Source organism: Methanohalophilus levihalophilus (genome assembly GCF_017874375.1).
Classification (GTDB): Archaea; Halobacteriota; Methanosarcinia; order Methanosarcinales; family Methanosarcinaceae; genus Methanohalophilus; species Methanohalophilus levihalophilus.
This window is the reverse complement of the sequence record NZ_JAGGLK010000001.1, coordinates 534,651-553,746: the sequence shown is the minus strand read 5'-3', so window position 1 is coordinate 553,746 and position 19,096 is coordinate 534,651. Positions and strand designations below refer to the sequence as shown.

The following is a 19,096-nucleotide window of genomic DNA, read 5'->3' as shown; positions in this document are numbered from 1 at the left end:
TACTGCTAATAAAAAGCCTTATTACCGATAATCAACCTTAAAAATTGTTACTGACAGGGGGCCCGTGGTCTAGCTGGTTATGACGTCGCCTTCACACGGCGGAGGTCGGGAGTTCGAACCTCCCCGAGCCCACCTTTTTCTTCTGATAGCGTTTTTAGGAGCAAATACATCTGTTTTTCGAGGGTTTGTAAGCGGGATTTTGTCAAACACATTTTGCCAAAATATATTGTTCTTTTGAAGTTGTTCTTCCTAACCTTTCGTTTGAGCTTCACATTTCATCATCCTTTAGTTAAAATGAGTATTAAAAAAGAACTAACTATATTATTTGATACTACTTACTTAATACTTTTAAATCTAAATAATTGTACGAAGACCTACTTTATATGGTATGGGCCGGAGGACGTCTTCCTTCACTGGAAATTGCTTGGAGATCAGTTCAATGACTATCAGGACAAATTCATATGATTCGCTTGTGCCTCATCCAATAATTGATCTCAAAAAAGATATTTTTTCAATTATTTCCCCCAAAGGTATCATTCTCTATGCAAATAAAAATTGGGATTCATTCTTAAAATGTCACAATCTGGATCTTGATAAATATAGTGAAGGAGCATCTTTTCTGGATTTATTTGACAGGGATTCAAGTGAAGCATTGGCAATAAGCAATACTTTGCATGAAACTGCGAAACCCTTTGAGATGGAGCATTTTTGTAGCAATTCAGGGAAAATACGCTGGTTTTTGATGCAGGTAGAGCCACTTTCGACTCAATGTCCCACCAGTGCAATACTGCGCTTTGTTGATATCACCAGATATAAAGAGCTGGAAAGTAATTTTCTCAAATTTGAGCAGGAAGAAGAAAAATACCATTTGCTGTTTAACAATATGGCTCAGGGAGCCTTTTTTCAGAAATCTGACGGCACTATCGAAGATGTAAATCCTGCAGCGCTTGAAATATTCGGATTGACCCGTGACCAGTTTCTGGACATGGACCCTTCCGCTATGAAACAGGATATAATTCAGGAGGATGGCTCTCCACTTGCTTCTGCGGATTATCCTCCTATACGTGCTTTATCAACCGGCAAGCCTGTTAAGGACGTCGTTTTAGGTGTTTATAACCCAAACAAAAAAGAGAATGTCTGGGTAAATTTCAATGCAATCCCAAAGGCCCGGGAATTAGAAGAACAGCCCTCAATGGTTTTTGTTACGGTTCATGACGTTACTGCGAGAAAACGTGCGGAAAAATCACGTTTTGAGATTGAGGAAAGATTCAAATCCCTCTACAGTTCAATGCTGGAAGGAGTTTGCTTCCATGAGCTGGTTTATGATGATTTCGGTAATGCAATTGACTACAGGATAATTGATGTGAACCATCAATATGAAAACATCCTCGGCCTTAAAAAGACAGAAGTCATAGGTAAGCAGGCATCGGCAATCTATGGTTCAACTGATGCACCGTATCTGGATATTTACACAAAGGTGGCTCAAACAGGCGAGGTTTACCAATTTGAGACCTTCTTCCCCCCAACGGATAAGTATTTTGTAATTTCAGTATTCTCCCTGAAAGGCAACCAGTTTGCGACTGTATTCGGCGATATCACTGAGCAAAAAAAGGCTGAAATTTCACTGAAAGAAAGTGAAGAAAATTATCGCTTAATTTTTGAAACCGCTGCCAATTTGATAACTTCAGTAAATGAAGAAGGTATAATTGTAGATTGCAATCATCGGATACAAACCTTTCTTGGTTATGAGAGGGATGAAGTAGTTGGCCAGCACCTGTCAAAAATCGTCCATCCTGAATGCATGGATGAAGCCATGGCTTCCCTTTCAGAAGTACTTGCTACAGGTTTTTCATACAACCAGGAATACAAAATGGTGAGAAAAGACGGGGCTCTCATTGACGTAGTCGTAAACTCTTCGGGACTCACTAATAGGCATGGAAGGTTCGAGAGGGCAATTTTTATCGTTAACGATGTCACCGAGAGGAAAAGGAATGAGGAGCGCATCAGGTATCTTGATTCCATCCTTCGATCAATTCGAAATGTAAACCAGATAATTGTAAAAGAAAAAGATCCTTTCAGGTTAATACAGGAGATCTGCACCACTCTTACTGAAGGACATGGTTATTCCAATACATGGATTTGTCTCCTTGATCAAAATAAGATTCCAGTCGTTGTGAAGGAAGCCGGGCTTGGTGACTCCTATAAACTTTTACTTGAGCAATTAGATAATGAGGGATTACCCCATTGTACCCTTGAGGCCCTAACTAAAAATACTATTATGCGCTGCATAAGATCCTCTGAGGATTGTAATGCGTGTCTTATATCACAGGCTTGTGAAGACTCAGTTGTTTTTGTTTCAAAACTTGAATACAAAAACAGGATATACGGGGTAATTTCGACTGCTGTTCCTGTGGAGTTTTCAGAGGATGAAGAAGTAATAGAACTTTTTGAAGAAGTGGTTGGAGATATATCGTTTGCGCTTTCCAATCTGGAACTGGAAGCCATTCGTGAAGACGCTGAATTTTCATTGATACAGAGTAAAATTGCGGCTGAGGAAGCAAACAGGACAAAATCCGAATTCCTTGCAAATATGAGTCATGAACTCCGTACCCCGCTTAATTCAATAATTGGTTTTTCTCAACTTCTGAAAAATGAAAATTATGGGGAATTGAATGAGAAGCAGGCAAAATATATATCAAATGTCCTGGGAAGTGGCAAACATTTATTGGAGTTAATCAATAACGTGCTGGATCTTTCAAAAATAGAATCCGGTAAAATGGATTACACCCCTCAGTTAATGAATATTTCCGAGCTAATCATTGAAACGATTTCACAAATGGAGCCTCTTGCAAAAAGTAAGTCTATTTCTCTTGATTTCACTCTTGACTATGATGAATTGGAAATCTGCGCTGACAGGCTCAAACTCAAAGAAGTTTTGTATAATCTCCTTAGTAATGCAATTAAGTTCACACCTGATTATGGAAAAATCTGTGTTAATTCAAGGATTGACAATGATGAATTGAAAGTACTGATTTCGGATAGTGGTATTGGAATTTCTCCTGAGAATCTTAATACCATTTTTGATCCCTTCAGGCAAGTTGAATCTTCTACCAGCCGCAATTATGGTGGAACTGGTTTAGGACTTGCTTTAGTCAGAAAATATGTAGAAATGCACGGTGGAGAAATTTGGGTTGAAAGTGAAGTTGGAAAGGGAAGTACGTTTACATTTACTGTTCCATTAAACCAGGGTTCTTCTGAAGCTTTCTTTCCCTTAAATTAATGTCCTCGGTTTATGAAAGTGGAAAAAAGGAAATTAATAACTATCAATTTTCTAACAAGATTTTTCACTACTACTTAGACATCTGTTCTTTAAGCTTTATATAAATTCTATCTTCAACCAAGTAAAGATCATTTGTCACAACTTTTTTATACCACAAATTTCAAACTTTAACACCCTAATACTGAAAAACAATTTATTAAATGTCCGAAACCTCCCTGTTTTTCTGGAGGCAAAATGACCACAAAATCTGGTCTGATTGACAAAAAGTGTGAAAAAATTTCTTTCTCGGAATATACAAACATTTTGGAGGACGTCAATACGTCTCTTCCATCTATCGATTCAAGAGGGATATTTCAATTGCTGGCTGAAAATGCCCGTGATGCTATAATCATGATTGATAACTCAGGGAAAGTAATCTTTTGGAACAAAGCAGCAGAGTCTATTTTTGGATATTCTTTAGAAGAAATGCTAGGCAAAAATGTTCACAATTATCTTTGTTCTGAAAAGGATAGGCTGCAATACGAATCATTTTTTGATCACTTTACGAAAACAGGCACAGGCTCTGCTATTGGGAATATTCTGGAACTGGAAGGAATAACGAAATCAGGGAGAATAATACCGATTGAATTGTCTCTTTCCTCAGTAAAATCTCAGAATGGTTTTTGGCATGCTATTGCAATTATTCGTGAGATCACCCGGCGCAAGAATTCAGAGGCCTTAATCCAGAGAAAGCTTGCAATAGAAGAAACAATCGCATCGGTATCTTCGATGTTTGTTTCACCTTTTAATATTGATGAAGCTATAGATGACGCCCTTGCACGGATGGGTTCATTGTGCTGTGCAAGCAGATCATACCTGTTTCAGTACCGTGAAAATAGAACATTGATGGACAATACACATGAATGGTGTGCATGCGGGGTGAGTCGTCAAAAAGAAAACCTGCAGAATATGCCATCTGGTATGATTCCCTGGTGGACTCAGAAAATCAATTCTGGAGAAACTATTCTTATTTCCAACGTATCAACTTTACCTTCTGAAGCAAAGGTGGAAAAAGAACTTTTGGAGATGCAGGATATAAAATCCCTCATTGTTTTTCCGGTAGTGATTGAAGGTGAAATATCTGGTTTTATTGGAATGGATAATGTAAATAATATTGGTGGGTGGGACAGAGACGATATTTCCATACTTTATACAATAGCAAACATCATTGGCAAGGGCATTGAAGCCAGGAAAACAGAATATGACTTGAAGCAGCGTATTGATTTTGAGCGACTCATTACCAACATCTCGACGGATTTTGTGGAAATAAGTATTGATGAAATCGATTCCACAATCGAAAACGCCATGGGTTTAATAGGAAGCTTCACCAATTCTGACAGGGCATATGTGTTCCTTTTCAGGGAAGACAAAAATTATGCCGACAATACTCATGAATGGTGTGATGAAGGTATATCACCACAAATCAAGAACCTTCAGGGCATTCATTTGAGCAAGGAATTGCCCTTTTTTACGCAAACGATGCGTAGCCATGAGATTTTTTATGTAGAGGATGTAGCTTCCCTTTCATTTGAAGCACAACTTGAACGCGAGCATTTTGAAATTCAGGGTATCAAGTCACTTGTTGTTGTTCCTATGTTTCAGGAAAAAAAACTGACTGGTTTCTTAGGTTTTGATTCAGTATGTAAGCATCGCCGGTGGACAGAAAACGAACTGATACTGTTGCAGCTTGTAGGTGAGAACATCAGTCACTTGTTGAAACGTAAAGAATCAGAGAAAGCAATCAGGGCTCAGGCTCATATGCTGGATTCCATAACCCAGGCTGTGATTACGACCGATCCTTATGGTAAAATTGAATATATGAACAAAGCAGCGGAAAAACTTTATGAATGTCAGTTTAATGATGTCAAGGGTTTGCATATTGCACAGGTGATGCGGGCTGATATTGAGCCTGATCAGACCGCTGAAGTCATAAAATCTTTGCAGGAAAAGGGTAGCTGGGGAGATGAAATCAAAGTACAGAGAAGGGATGGGAATGAATTTTTTGCAAATGTAGATGACACTCCCATTTTCTCTAAAGATGGTCAATTGTCAGGAATTATGTTCATTTCTTATGATATCACTGAAAGGAAAAATGCCGAGCATGCCCTCTTGCAGAGCAAAATAGCAGCAGAGGAAGCAAACAGGACAAAATCTGAATTCCTTGCAAATATGAGTCACGAGCTCCGTACCCCGCTTAACTCAATAATAGGCTTCTCAGAAGCGCTTCTCCTGCACAGGACAGGGGAACTCAGCGATAAGCAAGTACGGTATGCCAAGAATATTTCAATAAGTGGCCAGCATCTACTGGAACTTATCAATGAAATACTGGATTTGTCAAAGATTGAAGCCGGGAATATGGAATTTGGACCTGAAAATATCAGTCTTCCGGAAGTGCTTGATGAAGTTCAGCTTTTGATGGAACCTATTGCCCATAAAAAATCTATCCATCTTCGTTTCAGCATCGAATTTATCAATATGGAAATATTTGCTGAAAAAATCAAAGTAAAAGAAATCCTGTACAACCTTCTCAGCAATGCAATCAAATTTACACCTGAAAATGGAAAAGTACGTGTAAATGCACGTAAGGTTAGGGATAAAGTGCAGATTTCTGTTTCAGATAACGGTATTGGAATCCCCGAAGAAGAACAAAAAAGAATTTTTGAACCCTTTAAGCAGGTTGATTCATTCTTCAGTCGTGAATATGAGGGTACCGGGCTCGGGCTTGCTCTTGTCAAGCAATACGTTGAGATGCACCATGGAACAATCTGGCTGGAAAGTGAAGTTGGAAAGGGGAGCACTTTTACGTTTACTATTCCACTTGGAAAGAATAAAAATTGATCAATATTTTTTAGTTTAGTAATTTTCTCATAGGCTAAATATGGTTTAAATTCAATTTTAATCTTTGATTTCACCCCCTATTTTCCAGTGGAAAATATAATATAACAATTATTTATTGATTATTTATTGAATTTGTCTATTAAATAAATCTCATTTTCCAATATGTAGCAAATTCAATAGCATTAATTGCAAATATGCCTTCATATTATGATTAACAGCTTCTGAAAATGCCTTTCCTTTTAGAGTCAAAACTGGAAAATTAGTGGATAGCAAATCAATACAATTTAATCCAGCAGGTCCATTTATTTTAAATTATTAAAACTATTATTATTTAGTTCAATTTATATAATTTACTTTTCATATATCGTATAGGATTGCGATTTACTTAGAGGTGTTTTCTTGAAAAAACGTTGTCAAAATCCTTTATCAAAGTAGTCTGTATCAGCAGGGCTATCAGATATCCTAAAATCTGCTGAACAATTTGATCTGTGGAAAGACAAAATTGCGATCTTTTCCCCCGATGGAGCAATTGTTTATACAAATGAGAGCTGGAAGTCTTTTGTTGAAAGCAATCGGTTAAATCCAGTCATAAGTCTGGAAGAGTCTCTTTGCCTGAATATATGCTCTAAAAACAAAAAAGAAAACACCGGTGTATTCTCCGATGCTGCTATGGGGATAAAGAGTGTTATAAAAAGGGAAATAGACTATTTTGAAATTGAATATCCATGTCACTTTCCAGACGAAAAGCAATGGTTTTTGATGAAAGTTTCTCCTCTTTCCAAAACAAACCCAACTTTTGTTCTTTTGAATCTAATTGATATAACTGTAAGAAAAGAAGCTGAAGAAGAAGCCGGCAAGTTCAAGACGATATTTGACACTGCAAATTTCGGTAATGCTATTGCTGATCTTCAGGGCAACATTTTGTACATGAATTCCTATTTTGCGAAAATTCATGGGTATAGTCCTGATGAAATGATTGGAAATGACATTTCCATATGTCATAATGAAAAACAAATGGAAGACGTTAATAGAATCAATGGGTCACTGCTGGAAAACGGAGGTTTCAGTTATTTTGAAAGTTGGCATGTCCGCAAGGATGGTACTGAATTCCCTACTTTGATGAGTGTTGCAATTGTAGAAGATGAGAACGGCAAACCTAAATATCTGGCAGCTACTGCAATTGATATTACTAAGCGTAAAAAGATAGAAAGGGAATTGATAGAAAGCAGGGGAAGACTCAGGACACTAGTTAACACTATCCCTGATTTAGTCTGGCTTAAAGATCCTGATGGTGTCTATCTTGCATGCAATTCAAAATTTGAACGTTTTTTTGGTGCAAAAGAACTGGAAATTGTTGGAAAATCAGACTATGATTTTTTAGATCAGGGACTTGCATCTTTTTTCAGGAAAAAAGATCTGGATGCGATGTATGCCGGTAAATCATCCATAAACGAAGAAGAAATCACTTATGCTGATGATGGGCACAGAGAATTGCTTGAGACAATCAAAACACCCATGTATGATGTTGAAGGAAAGCTAATTGGGGTATTAGGTATTGGGAGGGACATTACTAATCGGAAGAAAGTAGAGGATTCCCTACTCCATGCTAAAATTGCAGCTGAAGCTTCTAATCGATCAAAGAGTGAATTCTTGGCCAACATGAGCCATGAACTCCGCACACCTCTAAATTCAATAATCGGTTTTTCCGAACTTCTTCAGTTAAACAAGTTTGGAGATCTTAGCGAAAAGCAATCAAAGTATGCAAGAAACATTTCGGACAGTGGAAAACACCTTCTTGAAATAATAAATGACATTCTTGATCTTTCAAAAGTAGAATCCGGCAAAATGGAATTTGAACCTTCTTTAATTGACATTTCTGAATTAATTGGTGAGATAGGTACGTTGATGGAACCCATGGCAAAGAGAAAATTTATTAATCTGACAATCAATTTGCATCCTCAAAATCTAGAAGTTATTGCTGACGGTATCAAAATTAAAGAAGTAATGTACAATCTTCTCAGCAATGCACTCAAGTTTACTCCGGAAATGGGAAAAATTGATATAAATTTGGAATTGACCGGCGACAAGATCCGGATATCAGTTGCAGATACAGGAATTGGCATTCCACGGGAATACCAGAAAGATATTTTTGATCCTTTCAGACAGGTTGATTCCGCTACTAATCGTCAGTATGAGGGAACTGGTCTTGGACTTGCTTTAGTCAAGAAATATGTTGAAATGCATGGCGGAACCATCAATCTAAAAAGCGAAGTTGACAAGGGCAGTGAATTTACTTTTACGCTACCACTAAATGCCAAAGCATAAGCATTTCAGGAAAACAGGATAGTATTTATTTCACATATATTTCCGCCAGGCTTCATCCTCTACCTTTCGTATAACATCTTTTAGTGGCAAACCGGTTTTTCTGGCAACAATCTTACAATCTTCGTATTCAGCCGAGATGTGAAGTATTTCACCACTTAAATCCTGAGCTATTTTTACGATTACGTCAGAACTAAGATCGTTGAATTGGACGTTTATAGTCTCAAATTTCCTTTCGGTTTTGAATCTGTGTCTGGATGGCATCACACGTACACCAAGTGTACCGGTTTCTTTTATTATCTCCCGGGCCAGAAGTGCACTGCTTTCTGGAGATGTAATCACTTTTATAACGTATCCCGGCCGGTTTTTCTTCATGGTTGCAGGAATTATGACAACATCCCTGGCACCCATTGAAAGGAGCCTGTCAAAGAGATTTCCAAGTATTTCCCCGGTGACATCGTCAACATTTGTTTCCAGCACTTCAATTGTATCTTTTGAAAGACACGCCGCTTCTTCATCCAAATCCATCAGCATTATGCGAAGGACATTGGGAGTTTCCATATCTGCATCCCCTGCACCGTATCCGATTTCAAGCAGATTTCCGCAGGGCAGTGTCTTTATGGGTTTTGCAAAATGAGCAAGAAGTGCTGCTCCAGTAGGGGTTAGCAGTTCCCTGTTTCCTTCGCCGTAAAACGGTAATTTTCTGTTTTTCAGTATTTCAAGGGTTGCAGGAGCCGGCACCGGCAGTGTTCCATGTGCTGTTTTAGCCATACCTCCGCCGACATTTAACGCTGTACAGAAAATTGAGTCCCCACAACTAAAACCCAGATCCTGAAGTGCCATGCAGGAGCCGATTACATCGGCAAAGGCATCATTTTGTCCTACTTCATGGAAATGAAGTTCTTCAAGGGAAACTCCATGAACCTTTGCTTCGGCTTCAGCTATTATTGCAAAAACGGATAATGTGTTTTCTTCAACTTCATCCGAAAGCCCCATAGATTTAACAGTTTCCACAATTTCAGCATAACATCTGGTTTTTTCTTTCTCTTTTACATGGATGTGGACATCCGTGGCTTCGATTTCCTTTTTGCTTGTTTTTCCTACGGAAACAGAAATTCCCAGTGCATTTTCAAGTGTAGTGGTAATTTTATTCCTGTCTGCACCCAGCGCAAGCAGGCTGGCAAGTATCATGTCTCCGGAAGCACCAGAAAATGCATCAAAAACAAGGGCTTTCATTCACAATCACCACTTTGTTTTCTTGCTTCTGCAACAGTATTTGCAATTCTTGCGGCAAAAGCCCCGGCAACAAACCCGGCATCGATGTTTACAACGGATATAACAGAACACGATTGCAGCATTGAAAACATGGCTGCTTTTCCTTTTCCTCCTGCTCCATAACCTGTGGATACGGGAAGGCCGATTACCGGAACATCCACAAGTCCGGACACAATTGTTGGAAGTGTTCCTTCCCGACCTGCAGCGACTATAATTGAATCTGGTCTCCTTTCCTGTAGCTTATGCATTTCACCAACCAGCCTGTGAAGGCCGGCGACTCCAACATCATAAATGGCAAGAGTATCACATCCCATTTCCGAAGCTACCATTCTGGCTTCTTCCGCCACAGGAATATCCGCAGTTCCAGCAGTGATAATGGCTACAACTCCTCCGGTCCTGGTTACAGGGGTGTTGTTATGAACAACTGCTGTAGTTCCATTAAGGCTCCAGTCTATTTGCTCGGGAGCAAATGAAACTTCCAGTGCGTCTTTGTGCTCTTTTCCAATTCGGGTTATCAGGACCCTGCCTGTTGCAGTTATCTGGACGTTTGCTATATCCACAACGTCATGCGGCTTTTTTCCCTCTGCAAGAATCGCTTCCATGATACCTGTTCGATGTCTTCTGCAGGTATCTATTTTGGCAATTTCCGAAACAGGAGTGTAACCCATTGAACTGATGCTTGCTTTGGCTGTTTCCAGATCAATTTCACCATTTTTGATCTGTTCCAGAATTTTTTCTAGTTTCATTTGCACTCCTGCCTTTTCGTGAATAGTTTTGCTGATTAGTAGCTACACTTTGACGTTTTTCAGCCTTAAAAATTCCTGAAATACGCGAAATCGGCTAATTAGATTTATATTATATAAATTTTAATCTGTATATAATAGTGGGGTACACAAATGCAAAAAACAAATATGCTTGCAGCAGTTGCTGTGGTGGTTTTAGTTAGTATTGTAAGCGCAGGCTGTGTTTCAATAGCGGAACCGCCGACAACCGATGAAGGAATTGTATTGAATTTTAATGATTCTCAGGCAATATCAATAACGATGAATGACTCTGATGTTGCTGATTTTATGTCAAGGTACTACGATGAACCGGATTGGAGAGTCACGCGGACAACTCTGATTCAGGAAGTGCCTGAAGCCCTAAATGGAACCGATATGTCTGAAGACAATATCTGGAAAGTGGAAATTATGGAGCGAAGCTGCGCCTGCCAGAAAATCAGCGATATATATGTTGTTGAAAGCTATATTTCAGCAGAGACAGGTGAATTGTTGCATGTCGAAAAAATGAAGGTTTCAGAGCGTAACTATGACAAAGAGACATGTGCTACGACAGTATGCCACTGATTCAATAATCTTTTTTCTGGTGTTTCTCCTTGCTATTTCAGGTATTTCTCCTGCTATGGCAGCACCTTCGGATGAAATACTGGTTGAGTACTTTTATGAAGATGGTTGCCTGAAATGCGAGCAAACATCACCTGTCATAGATTCTGTAATCAACAAATATGACAACAGTAATTACACAACACACAATATAGCAACTTCCTACAGCCTTCTGAAGAGCTATGGAATCTACACTGTTCCTGCTATTGTGGTGAATAAGACGACCGTTATCTCTTATTCAGATTATGAAGGCGATCCTGCAGTACTTGAGAACCTGTTGATTGATGCGATTGAGAATGCTCCTGCAATTCCTGATGATGAGACAATTGAGCACTTAGCAGAAGAGAATGAGGAAGAAGGTACTCCCTTTGAGCTATCTCCGGCTGTTGTATTGATAGCGGGTTTCCTTGCGGGGTTTAATCCTTGCCTTCTAGCAGTAATGGCATTTCTTGCATCGGTAACAATTTCATCAAACGGTGGCAAGAAAGAAATGCTCATAGTAGTCGGGAGCTTCTGCGCGGGTATTTTTACAACCTACATGATAGCCGGATTAAGTTTTCTTAAGGCGGTAAGCATACTTCCGGAATCCAGAGGCGCTATTACATTATTCATGACGGTAATCATAGGTATCCTGGGCATCTGGCATGTCTATGATGCGTATTACCTTAGAAAGCATTCTGAATCAACGTTCAAAACACCAGGTTCGGTAATCTCATTTATGAATAACATACATGGGAAGAATGCGCTTGCTTTGTCATTCCTTGCAGGCGGCTTGTTCTCGCTGGTCAAAGCTCCCTGTGTCGGAGCGGTTTACCTTTCCATACTGGATATGTTAATCTCAAGAACCGATCTTCTGGAAGGTGCTTTCTATCTCGTCATTTACAATTTCGGTGTTGTATTTCCGGTGCTTGGACTCGGTATTTTCCTGGCATTTGGATTGAGCCCTGAAACAGTGATGGAATTCAGGGAGAAAAGACGTTCAGCAATACGTTTTGTTACAGGTGTAGTGCTGATACTACTTGCTGTACTGTTGTATTTTAACGTGATCTAAAACATCCGGCTGGATATAGGCAGCTAGATGGAGAGTCTTTGTTCTGTCGAAAAAACGAATGCTTACTGGCTGTCTATCATCTGATCCGGAAATGTTATAGTAAAAATGGTTCCAACACCTTCACTGCTTTCAACATTAAGTCTTCCGCCATGCATTTCCACAAAATGCTTAACAAGCGTTAGCCCAAGACCCGTACCTTCATAGTTACGGTTAATAGATGAATCGATTTGTACAAATGGCAAAAAGAGCTTTTCCTGTGCTTCAGGAGAAATTCCGATTCCGGTGTCATTAACCGCGATTTCTAAACTATCTCCTATTTTTTTTGCAGTTGTGGTAATACGCCCGTATTCAGGTGTGAACTTAATAGAATTGCTAATCAGATTGTAGAGAATCTGCTTTAATTTGAGCCTGTCAGCATTTATTATTGGATCTTCAAATTCGACATTGAAAGCCAAATCCAGATTCTTTTTTATGCAAAGTGGGAGCATAAGTCTTTCGATTTCTTCAAACGTATCCAGAATGTCCATATCTTCTGGCAGAAACTCCATCTTTCCGGCTTCTACTTTTGAAAGATCAAGAATGTCATTTATTATTTCAAGAAGGTGTTTTCCGCTGGTTGCAATGTTGTGCGTAAATTTTAATTCCTTATCAGTAAGGGAGTTAAACTTGTTCAAAAGAAGAATCTCAGAAAAACCGATTATTGAATTTAGAGGTGTGCGGAGTTCATGGCTCATATTAGCCAGAAATTCACTTTTTGAGCGATTAGCGGCTTCGGCTTCGAGCTTGGCCTGAATAATTTCTTTTTCGGCCTCTTTGAAGGCAGAGATATCAGCAATCGTACCTCGCATCCCGACTGGAATTCTTCGTCGGTAAAGCAAGGTAATATTTATTAGCATTGGAAATGTCTCACCCGTCTTTGTCTTTGCTGTATATTCCATGTTCAGGACTTTTTCGCCTTTGACAAATTTAAGAATATTTTCTCTTGTTCTGTGATGGTCTTCCGGGACCAGAGTGTCAAAAATAGTTAGCCCCTTTTTGACATCTTCCGGTGTATAGCCAAACATTTTGTAGGCAGCAGAATTGGCAAAGGTTATTTTACCAAGCAGATTTGCTTCAAAAACAGTATGTGGGAGGGAATCCAGCAAATCCTGATGTAGTTTTTCCAGTTTCCGATCCACCTTTTTGGTATCATTGCCGTGTGGTTCTGTATAAGAAACTACAATTGCAAGAGGATCACCATTGTCTTCCCGAACAAGATTTGCGGACAGGGTTATCATGAATGCTTTGCCACTTTTTTTTCTGCAGGCAATATCTCCTGCCCAAAGACCAATTGACAAGAGCGTTTCCTGAATATGTAATAGCTCATTCGCATCATGCTAGAATTCAGTTACGGGTTTGCCCAAAACTTCGTTTTCTGTATTAAATTCCCATAATTCGAGAAAAGCATTATTTGCATAAGTTAAATTCCAGTCAGGATCAAGGAATACAATTGGACTTATAGAATTTTCAAGAGCAGTTTTTCTTAAAAGTAACTCATTGTTTACTGTTGCTCTTTGGGCCGAGTTCCCATCTTTATCATGACCAATATTGTCCACAAAGATCCCTATAACTCAATAAAATAGGTGATTAATATACTTTCTCATTTTTTTATTAATTCTATTTGATGCTCAGATACGGGTTTTGCAAGTATTGCAACTTATTTCCCCGTATATTCCCGGTATTTTCTTGCGGTTTGAGCTATACCTTTATACTTTTTCTTTTCCAGCCTTTTCAGTCCAAGTTCAGCTTTTTCTGACTGAAAAGCAAGTTCACTGACTAGCTTATGATAACTATCCAATCTATCCTGCGAAATTACTCCTTTCTCTACTGCTTTCCTGACAGCACATTTTGGTTCATCATTATGAGTACAGTCTTTAAACCTGCAATTTTTTGCAATTTCGGCAATATCCGAGAAAGTTTTGTCAAGGCCTTCGGAACTATCACCCAGCTGGATTTCCCGGATTCCGGGGTTATCAATGAAAATCCCTCCATTTGGAAGGATGAATAATTGTCTTACCGTAGTGGTATGTTTCCCCTTGTCATCATCTTTCCTCACTTCAAGGGTTTTCTGAATGGTTTCACCACAAAAAGCGTTAATTAGAGTTGATTTTCCAACTCCAGATGAACCTATAAGGGCTACTGTTTTATCATTGCTGATATAAGGTTCCAGACCTTCAAGGCCTCTTTTTGTGAGGGCGCTAATTGGAATAACAGGTACTTCGTCTGCAATTTCCTTTATTTCTCTTGCTAAATTATTCTCATCTTCAGTAAGATCTATTTTATTCAGAAGAATAACAGGTCTTGCTCCCGATGCATAAACAATGGTAAGATATCTTTCAAGCCGCCTTAAATTGAGATCTTTTCCTGCAGCTGTGACAATAAAGATTGTATCAATATTGGCAGCTATTACCTGCTCTTCGCTGCTTTCCCCGGTTGATCCACGGGCAAGACATGTTTTTCGTGGCAGGATATCCACAATTGTATAGGTGTTTATTTCAGCTTGATCCAATAATACGATATAATCCCCTACAACAGGCTGTTTTCCAATACGTCGCATTGCTCCTGAAACTGCTGCCTGTATCATTGCATTTTGAATGATTATGTCAAATACGGTCTTGTGTTGGGCTGCCACTCTTCCTGCAACATAGGGTCCCTTATAAACTGCAAAAGCTTCTTCAAGCTCTGTATTCCACCCCGGAATCGAAGTTATTTCTGTTTCTTTAAAAGTTCCGCAATCTCTCTTCTCATTCATTGGAATAATGTAGCGCTAACAACATGAATATGTCTTTTGCTTGCTTCTGTATTCTTCCTTTAAGAACACTTTATCAAGTATTACCAACAAAATTTATTCTGTTGTAGAGGTTATTTCAAATTTATTTTGGTAATCAGAAAGGTGTTTTACATAGGGAAATACAGGTGCTCGGTTTGCAATTGGGTTTACGATGAAGAAGTGGATTTTGATTCATTTTCTGCCGATAACTTAATTGTAATTAGCAGGAAAATATAAGTGCTGAGTATACCTGTTATAGAAGAACTTCAAATGCAACATGTGATGTGATCAGTTTGAGATTTGGTGTAGTTGTAGGCGTAGTGGGATCAATTCTCTGGTTAATTTCCGGTTTTATGTTCATCCCGTTGCTTGTATCTGTTTACTACGGTGAATCTCTTTTTACTTTTGGTATACCTCTAACTGTTACGGTCTTTGTTGCAGCGATTTTTACTCTTTTCCTCACAAGGGAAGATGAAGAATGGAATATGAGAGAAGGTTTTTTTATAGTAGCTTCAGGTTGGCTTGTAGCTGCAATATTTTGTTCTTTGCCTTACATCATTGAAGGCGTTCCGCCAATAAATGCTCTTTTTGAAGCCATGTCCGGTGTAACTGCCACAGGGGCTACTGCGCTTGCGGATATTGAAAGCCATAGTCGAAGCCTGCTATTCTGGAGAGCTATGACCCAATGGCTCGGTGGTATGGGAATAATTATGTTGTTCATTGCTATCCTGCCAAAACTTGGTATTGCAGGACGTCAAATGTTCCGTGCTGAGGTTCCCGGCCTTCAAGAAGAGCAATTGCGTCCCAGAATCAGGGAAACTGCAAAAATCCTCTGGCTTGTTTATATAGTTCTATCATTAATTGAAATTGCTGCATTGAGTATCGCCGGTCTGACTTTTTATGATGCAGTTACCCACACATTCACTTCTATTTCATGCTCAGGATTTTCCACCTATTCTGATAGCATCGCAGCTTTTGGGAATCCGACAGTTGAAGCTATTTTCCTTGTTTTCATGTTTCTTGGCGGAGCTAACTTTGCCCTCCATTACAAAACAATATTTGCTGATAAAACAAGTCTGGTAAAAGATCAGGAATTCCAGTTTTACTTTTTAATAATTGCTGTTGCAACTCTTGTCCTTGCTTTCATGCTTTTCAGGACTGAAGTCTATTCCATAACTGATGCTTTCAGGTACAGTAGTTTTCAGGTTATTTCTATCCTGACAACTACGGGCTATGCAACAGCGGATTTCAACCTGTGGCCAGATTCTTCCCGTTTCATTCTCTTTTTGCTGATGTTTATAGGAGGATGTGCAGGTTCTACTTCCGGCGGCATAAAAGTGGTTCGTTTCCTGCTTCTGGTGAAATATGCAGGAAATGTGCTTTTCAAGGTAATTCATCCAAAGGCCATCAAACCCATCCGCTTTAACGAAAAAGTTGTTCCCGACGAAGTAATTCAGTCAATCGTGTCTTTTATGGTTATTTACTTCATGATTTTCGTTGTCAGCTCATCCCTTCTTTCCCTGATGGGAATGGATTTTGTTACAACTTTGAGCGCGTCTATCGCAACCCTTGGAAACGTTGGTCCGGGTCTTGGTCTTGTGGGTCCTATGGCTAACTTCGATGCAATTCCTGATCTTGGAAAATTAATCCTGATAGCGAATATGTGGATAGGAAGACTTGAGGTATTTACTGTCATTGTTCTCCTTACTCCTGCTTTTTGGAGACACTGATACCTTTCATTTTCGATCATTTTTTGTGGTTATTAATCATTGAATTGGATAAACAGTTGCAAAACTAAATGTATCAATGAATTTAATCAGATTTTTGATCTACAACAAAAAAAAGAATATGAGATTTTTAGACCACACACTTATATATAAGTATACTAATTTTATTTTATTGAGCAGATCACATGATCTTATATTATCGTGGAAGTGAACGCCTGTGGATACTTATTCAAAAAATGCATATCGTGATCTGGTCATTATTGCGATTTTAACTGTTGCTGTAAGTATTTCCACGGTAACTTTCGATTTATTCCATGAGCACATAATGGATTTAACTCTCTACGGGAACTATGAATTATCCCATCTTTTGATAACTTCTCTTTTCCTTGTGGGAAGTCTTTCAGTGTTTTCTATGCGGCTTTATGAGGGAATCAGAACCGAATCTACTCATCTGGAAGAAGCCAACACTAAATTCCAGGATATTTTTGATAACTCAAACGATTCCCTGTTTGTTCTTAGAAATGATGGTACTATTATGGATGCCAACAAGACAGCCATAAACGAAATGGGTTATACAAAGAATAAACTATTGAATAGGTCTATATTTGATTTGTATGACTCTGAGCCTTTTGGTTCCTTAAAAACCGAATCCAGTGCAATTTTTGAGACTCATGGAACGAGGGAAGACGGTACAACGATTCCTGTGGAAATAAGTAACAGAAGCTTTACTTATGATGGCGTTTCCCATACGATTTCAATTGTCAGGGATATCAGCGAACGCAAGGAGATTCAAAGAGCTATTTCTGAAAAAGCTGAGGCTGAAGAATTAAACAGGATAAAATCGTGTTTTCTGGCAAACATGAGCCATGAACTCCGTACACCTCTAAATTCAATAATCGGATTTGCACAGATTTTGGGTGACGGAAAATTTGGTGAGTTAAATGAGAAACAGGACAAGTACACGTTCAATATCCTGAAAAGTGGTGAACATCTTCTGGATCTCATTAACGGCATTCTTGATCTTTCAAAAGTAGAATCCGGAAAGATGTCCTTTGAGCCTAAAATGATAAACCTGAAACCCACAATTGCAAGCTCGAAAATGCTGGTGCAGCCACTGGCAGACAAAAAATCTATTAATGTTACTGAGGAAATTTCATCAGAAAATGATGAATTGTATGCTGATCCCACGAAACTAAAAGAGATTCTCTACAATCTGCTCAGTAATGCAATCAAGTTTACCTCCGAAGGCGGGGATGTCAATATCAAGGTTGATCAGAATGACGGAGTAATGAACTTTTCAATTTCTGATAACGGCGTTGGTATTCCTGTTGACGAGCAACGGACTATCTTTGATCCATTCAGGCAGGTAAGATCATCCAGAAATCCTGAAGTTTGCGGAACCGGCCTGGGACTTGCCCTTGTAAAAGAGTATGTTGATATGCATGGCGGCACCGTTCAGGTAGAAAGTGAAGTAGGCAAAGGAAGTACTTTTTCTTTTACTATTCCGGTTAACGGAGAAATGGTCTGATAGTGCTTATATTCATCCATTCTTATTTTCAGCTTAAGGATTCAATGTTCATTGAAAAGAGAGCAATATATATCGTTGATTCCTTCCATTACCCTGAAGCCCTTTCCTGTAATAATGTAATCTCCACGCTCATGTTTTTGAATAATCATCCCGCTATCGGTGAGCTTTTGGAGATGAAATAAAAGGTTTCCTCCACGAAGTCCCGTAAGCTGTGAAAGCGAGGAAAAACTCATCGATTGACAGGAAACTGCCTTTAGGATTTCAAATCGTTTCGTGTGACAGCAGGGCTCAAGCACATCTTCAATGGCCGATTGTGAGGGAATAAGAGAGATGGCTTGCTTTTGATCCGTTTTTGTTTCGTATATTTTCAACGATTTCATAAGAATGACCTGTTTTTCAAATAGATCTGAGGCTTCTGCAAAACAGATGTCACACTTCTTGTAAGGCATTGTAGCCCGCAAATCTTTGAAATCGGAGCGTTTTGTATCAATTAATTTTTCATCAACACTGGACTTTTTTATGAGAGATGCGCTTTGATTCAAAGTAGCCGTAAAGTTTGCCCTGCATTCTTCAAGCCTGTCACACTTTTTCACCATATTTTTTGCGAGCCCTGTTTCAATGTCCTTTTTCAAATGATTTTCAAGAACATTGGAATAATCACTTCTTACAAAGGCCAGAATAGATTCCAGATGTTGTCTGTTGGAATCCTCAATAAATGTACGAATATCCCGGTGAATCTCATTGAGTTTTTCCTGAATATCATTTATTTCTGAATCCTTGCTATCGTCCATAATATGAAATGCATTTATCTAATTTATAAGAGTTTCTGACAAGACTTTAAAGGT

General features: G+C 38.9%; 13 protein-coding genes and 1 tRNA gene. 8 read left to right on the top strand and 6 right to left on the bottom strand.

Annotated features, from left to right (window positions below):
• Positions 1-58 precede the first annotated feature (58 nt).
• The 4 genes from J2755_RS02855 to J2755_RS02840 all read left to right on the top strand — a co-directional run bounded on the left by J2755_RS02855 (position 59) and on the right by J2755_RS02840 (position 8,482).
• Positions 59-132 (top strand) — tRNA-Val (locus J2755_RS02855).
• A 307-nt stretch (positions 133-439) separates the two neighbouring features.
• The gene (locus J2755_RS02850; RefSeq protein ID WP_209679400.1) at positions 440-3,280 is read left to right on the top strand and encodes a PAS domain-containing sensor histidine kinase; all 2,841 of its coding nucleotides are present in this window, start codon (positions 440-442) and stop codon (positions 3,278-3,280) included.
• Positions 3,281-3,514: 234 nt separating this feature from the next.
• On the top strand, positions 3,515-6,157 hold the full coding sequence (locus J2755_RS02845) for a PAS domain S-box protein (protein WP_209679397.1): 2,643 nt from the start codon (positions 3,515-3,517) through the stop codon (positions 6,155-6,157).
• Positions 6,158-6,826: 669 nt separating this feature from the next.
• The gene (locus J2755_RS02840) at positions 6,827-8,482 is read left to right on the top strand and encodes a PAS domain S-box protein (RefSeq protein ID WP_209679394.1); all 1,656 of its coding nucleotides are present in this window, start codon (positions 6,827-6,829) and stop codon (positions 8,480-8,482) included.
• 30 nt (positions 8,483-8,512) lie between these two features.
• Here the strand turns inward: J2755_RS02840 and larC are convergent, their stop codons facing one another.
• Positions 8,513-9,715 carry a nickel pincer cofactor biosynthesis protein LarC gene (gene larC / locus J2755_RS02835; protein ID WP_209679391.1) on the bottom strand — a complete coding sequence of 401 codons (1,203 nt, stop codon included), beginning with the start codon at positions 9,713-9,715 and terminating at the stop codon, positions 8,513-8,515.
• Positions 9,712-10,500, bottom strand: coding sequence for a nickel pincer cofactor biosynthesis protein LarB (gene larB / locus J2755_RS02830; protein WP_209679388.1), 789 nt, complete (start codon positions 10,498-10,500; stop codon positions 9,712-9,714). Before larB ends, larC begins: the two co-directional genes overlap by 4 nt.
• Positions 10,501-10,650: 150 nt before the next feature.
• On the opposite strand from larB, the gene J2755_RS02825 reads away from it, so the two are divergent.
• Both J2755_RS02825 and J2755_RS02820 read left to right on the top strand, forming a co-directional pair.
• A complete protein-coding gene (locus J2755_RS02825; RefSeq protein WP_209679371.1) occupies positions 10,651-11,100 on the top strand; it encodes a hypothetical protein in 450 nt (149 codons plus the stop codon).
• Positions 11,063-12,187, top strand: coding sequence for a cytochrome c biogenesis CcdA family protein (locus J2755_RS02820; RefSeq protein WP_209679369.1), 1,125 nt, complete (start codon positions 11,063-11,065; stop codon positions 12,185-12,187). Before J2755_RS02825 ends, J2755_RS02820 begins: the two co-directional genes overlap by 38 nt.
• 62 nt (positions 12,188-12,249) lie before the next feature.
• On the opposite strand, the gene J2755_RS02815 is transcribed toward J2755_RS02820, so the two are convergent.
• From J2755_RS02815 to rsgA, 3 genes are all read right to left on the bottom strand, one after another.
• Complete coding sequence (locus J2755_RS02815) at positions 12,250-13,524, bottom strand: PAS domain-containing sensor histidine kinase (RefSeq protein WP_209679367.1); 1,275 nt, start codon at positions 13,522-13,524, stop codon at positions 12,250-12,252.
• 39 nt (positions 13,525-13,563) lie between these two features.
• Positions 13,564-13,782, bottom strand: a complete 219-nt coding sequence (locus tag J2755_RS11515; protein WP_209679365.1) for a PAS domain-containing protein — start codon at positions 13,780-13,782, stop codon at positions 13,564-13,566.
• A 101-nt stretch (positions 13,783-13,883) separates the two neighbouring features.
• The gene (gene rsgA / locus J2755_RS02805; RefSeq protein WP_209679363.1) at positions 13,884-14,978 is read right to left on the bottom strand and encodes a ribosome small subunit-dependent GTPase A; all 1,095 of its coding nucleotides are present in this window, start codon (positions 14,976-14,978) and stop codon (positions 13,884-13,886) included.
• A 311-nt stretch (positions 14,979-15,289) separates the two neighbouring features.
• Between rsgA and J2755_RS02800 the strand changes: the two genes are divergently transcribed.
• Together J2755_RS02800 and J2755_RS02795 are read left to right on the top strand one after the other, a co-directional pair.
• Complete coding sequence (locus J2755_RS02800; RefSeq protein WP_209679361.1) at positions 15,290-16,726, top strand: TrkH family potassium uptake protein; 1,437 nt, start codon at positions 15,290-15,292, stop codon at positions 16,724-16,726.
• A gap of 214 nt (positions 16,727-16,940) precedes the next feature.
• Entirely contained in the window at positions 16,941-18,251 is a 1,311-nt protein-coding gene (locus J2755_RS02795) for a sensor histidine kinase (RefSeq protein WP_209679359.1), read from the top strand.
• A gap of 41 nt (positions 18,252-18,292) precedes the next feature.
• Here J2755_RS02795 and J2755_RS02790 read toward each other — a convergent pair whose 3' ends face one another.
• Complete coding sequence (locus tag J2755_RS02790; protein ID WP_209679357.1) at positions 18,293-19,042, bottom strand: winged helix-turn-helix domain-containing protein; 750 nt, start codon at positions 19,040-19,042, stop codon at positions 18,293-18,295.
• Positions 19,043-19,096: the final 54 nt, after the last annotated feature.

Coding starts and splice junctions, on each gene's coding strand:
- J2755_RS02850 (WP_209679400.1), top strand. CDS start 440: ATGACTATCAGGACAAATTCATATGATTCGCTTGTGCCTCATCCAATA.
- J2755_RS02845 (WP_209679397.1), top strand. CDS start 3,515: ATGACCACAAAATCTGGTCTGATTGACAAAAAGTGTGAAAAAATTTCT.
- J2755_RS02840 (WP_209679394.1), top strand. CDS start 6,827: ATGGGGATAAAGAGTGTTATAAAAAGGGAAATAGACTATTTTGAAATT.
- larC (WP_209679391.1), bottom strand. CDS start 9,715: ATGAAAGCCCTTGTTTTTGATGCATTTTCTGGTGCTTCCGGAGACATG.
- larB (WP_209679388.1), bottom strand. CDS start 10,500: ATGAAACTAGAAAAAATTCTGGAACAGATCAAAAATGGTGAAATTGAT.
- J2755_RS02825 (WP_209679371.1), top strand. CDS start 10,651: ATGCAAAAAACAAATATGCTTGCAGCAGTTGCTGTGGTGGTTTTAGTT.
- J2755_RS02820 (WP_209679369.1), top strand. CDS start 11,063: ATGACAAAGAGACATGTGCTACGACAGTATGCCACTGATTCAATAATC.
- rsgA (WP_209679363.1), bottom strand. CDS start 14,978: ATGAATGAGAAGAGAGATTGCGGAACTTTTAAAGAAACAGAAATAACT.
- J2755_RS02790 (WP_209679357.1), bottom strand. CDS start 19,042: ATGGACGATAGCAAGGATTCAGAAATAAATGATATTCAGGAAAAACTC.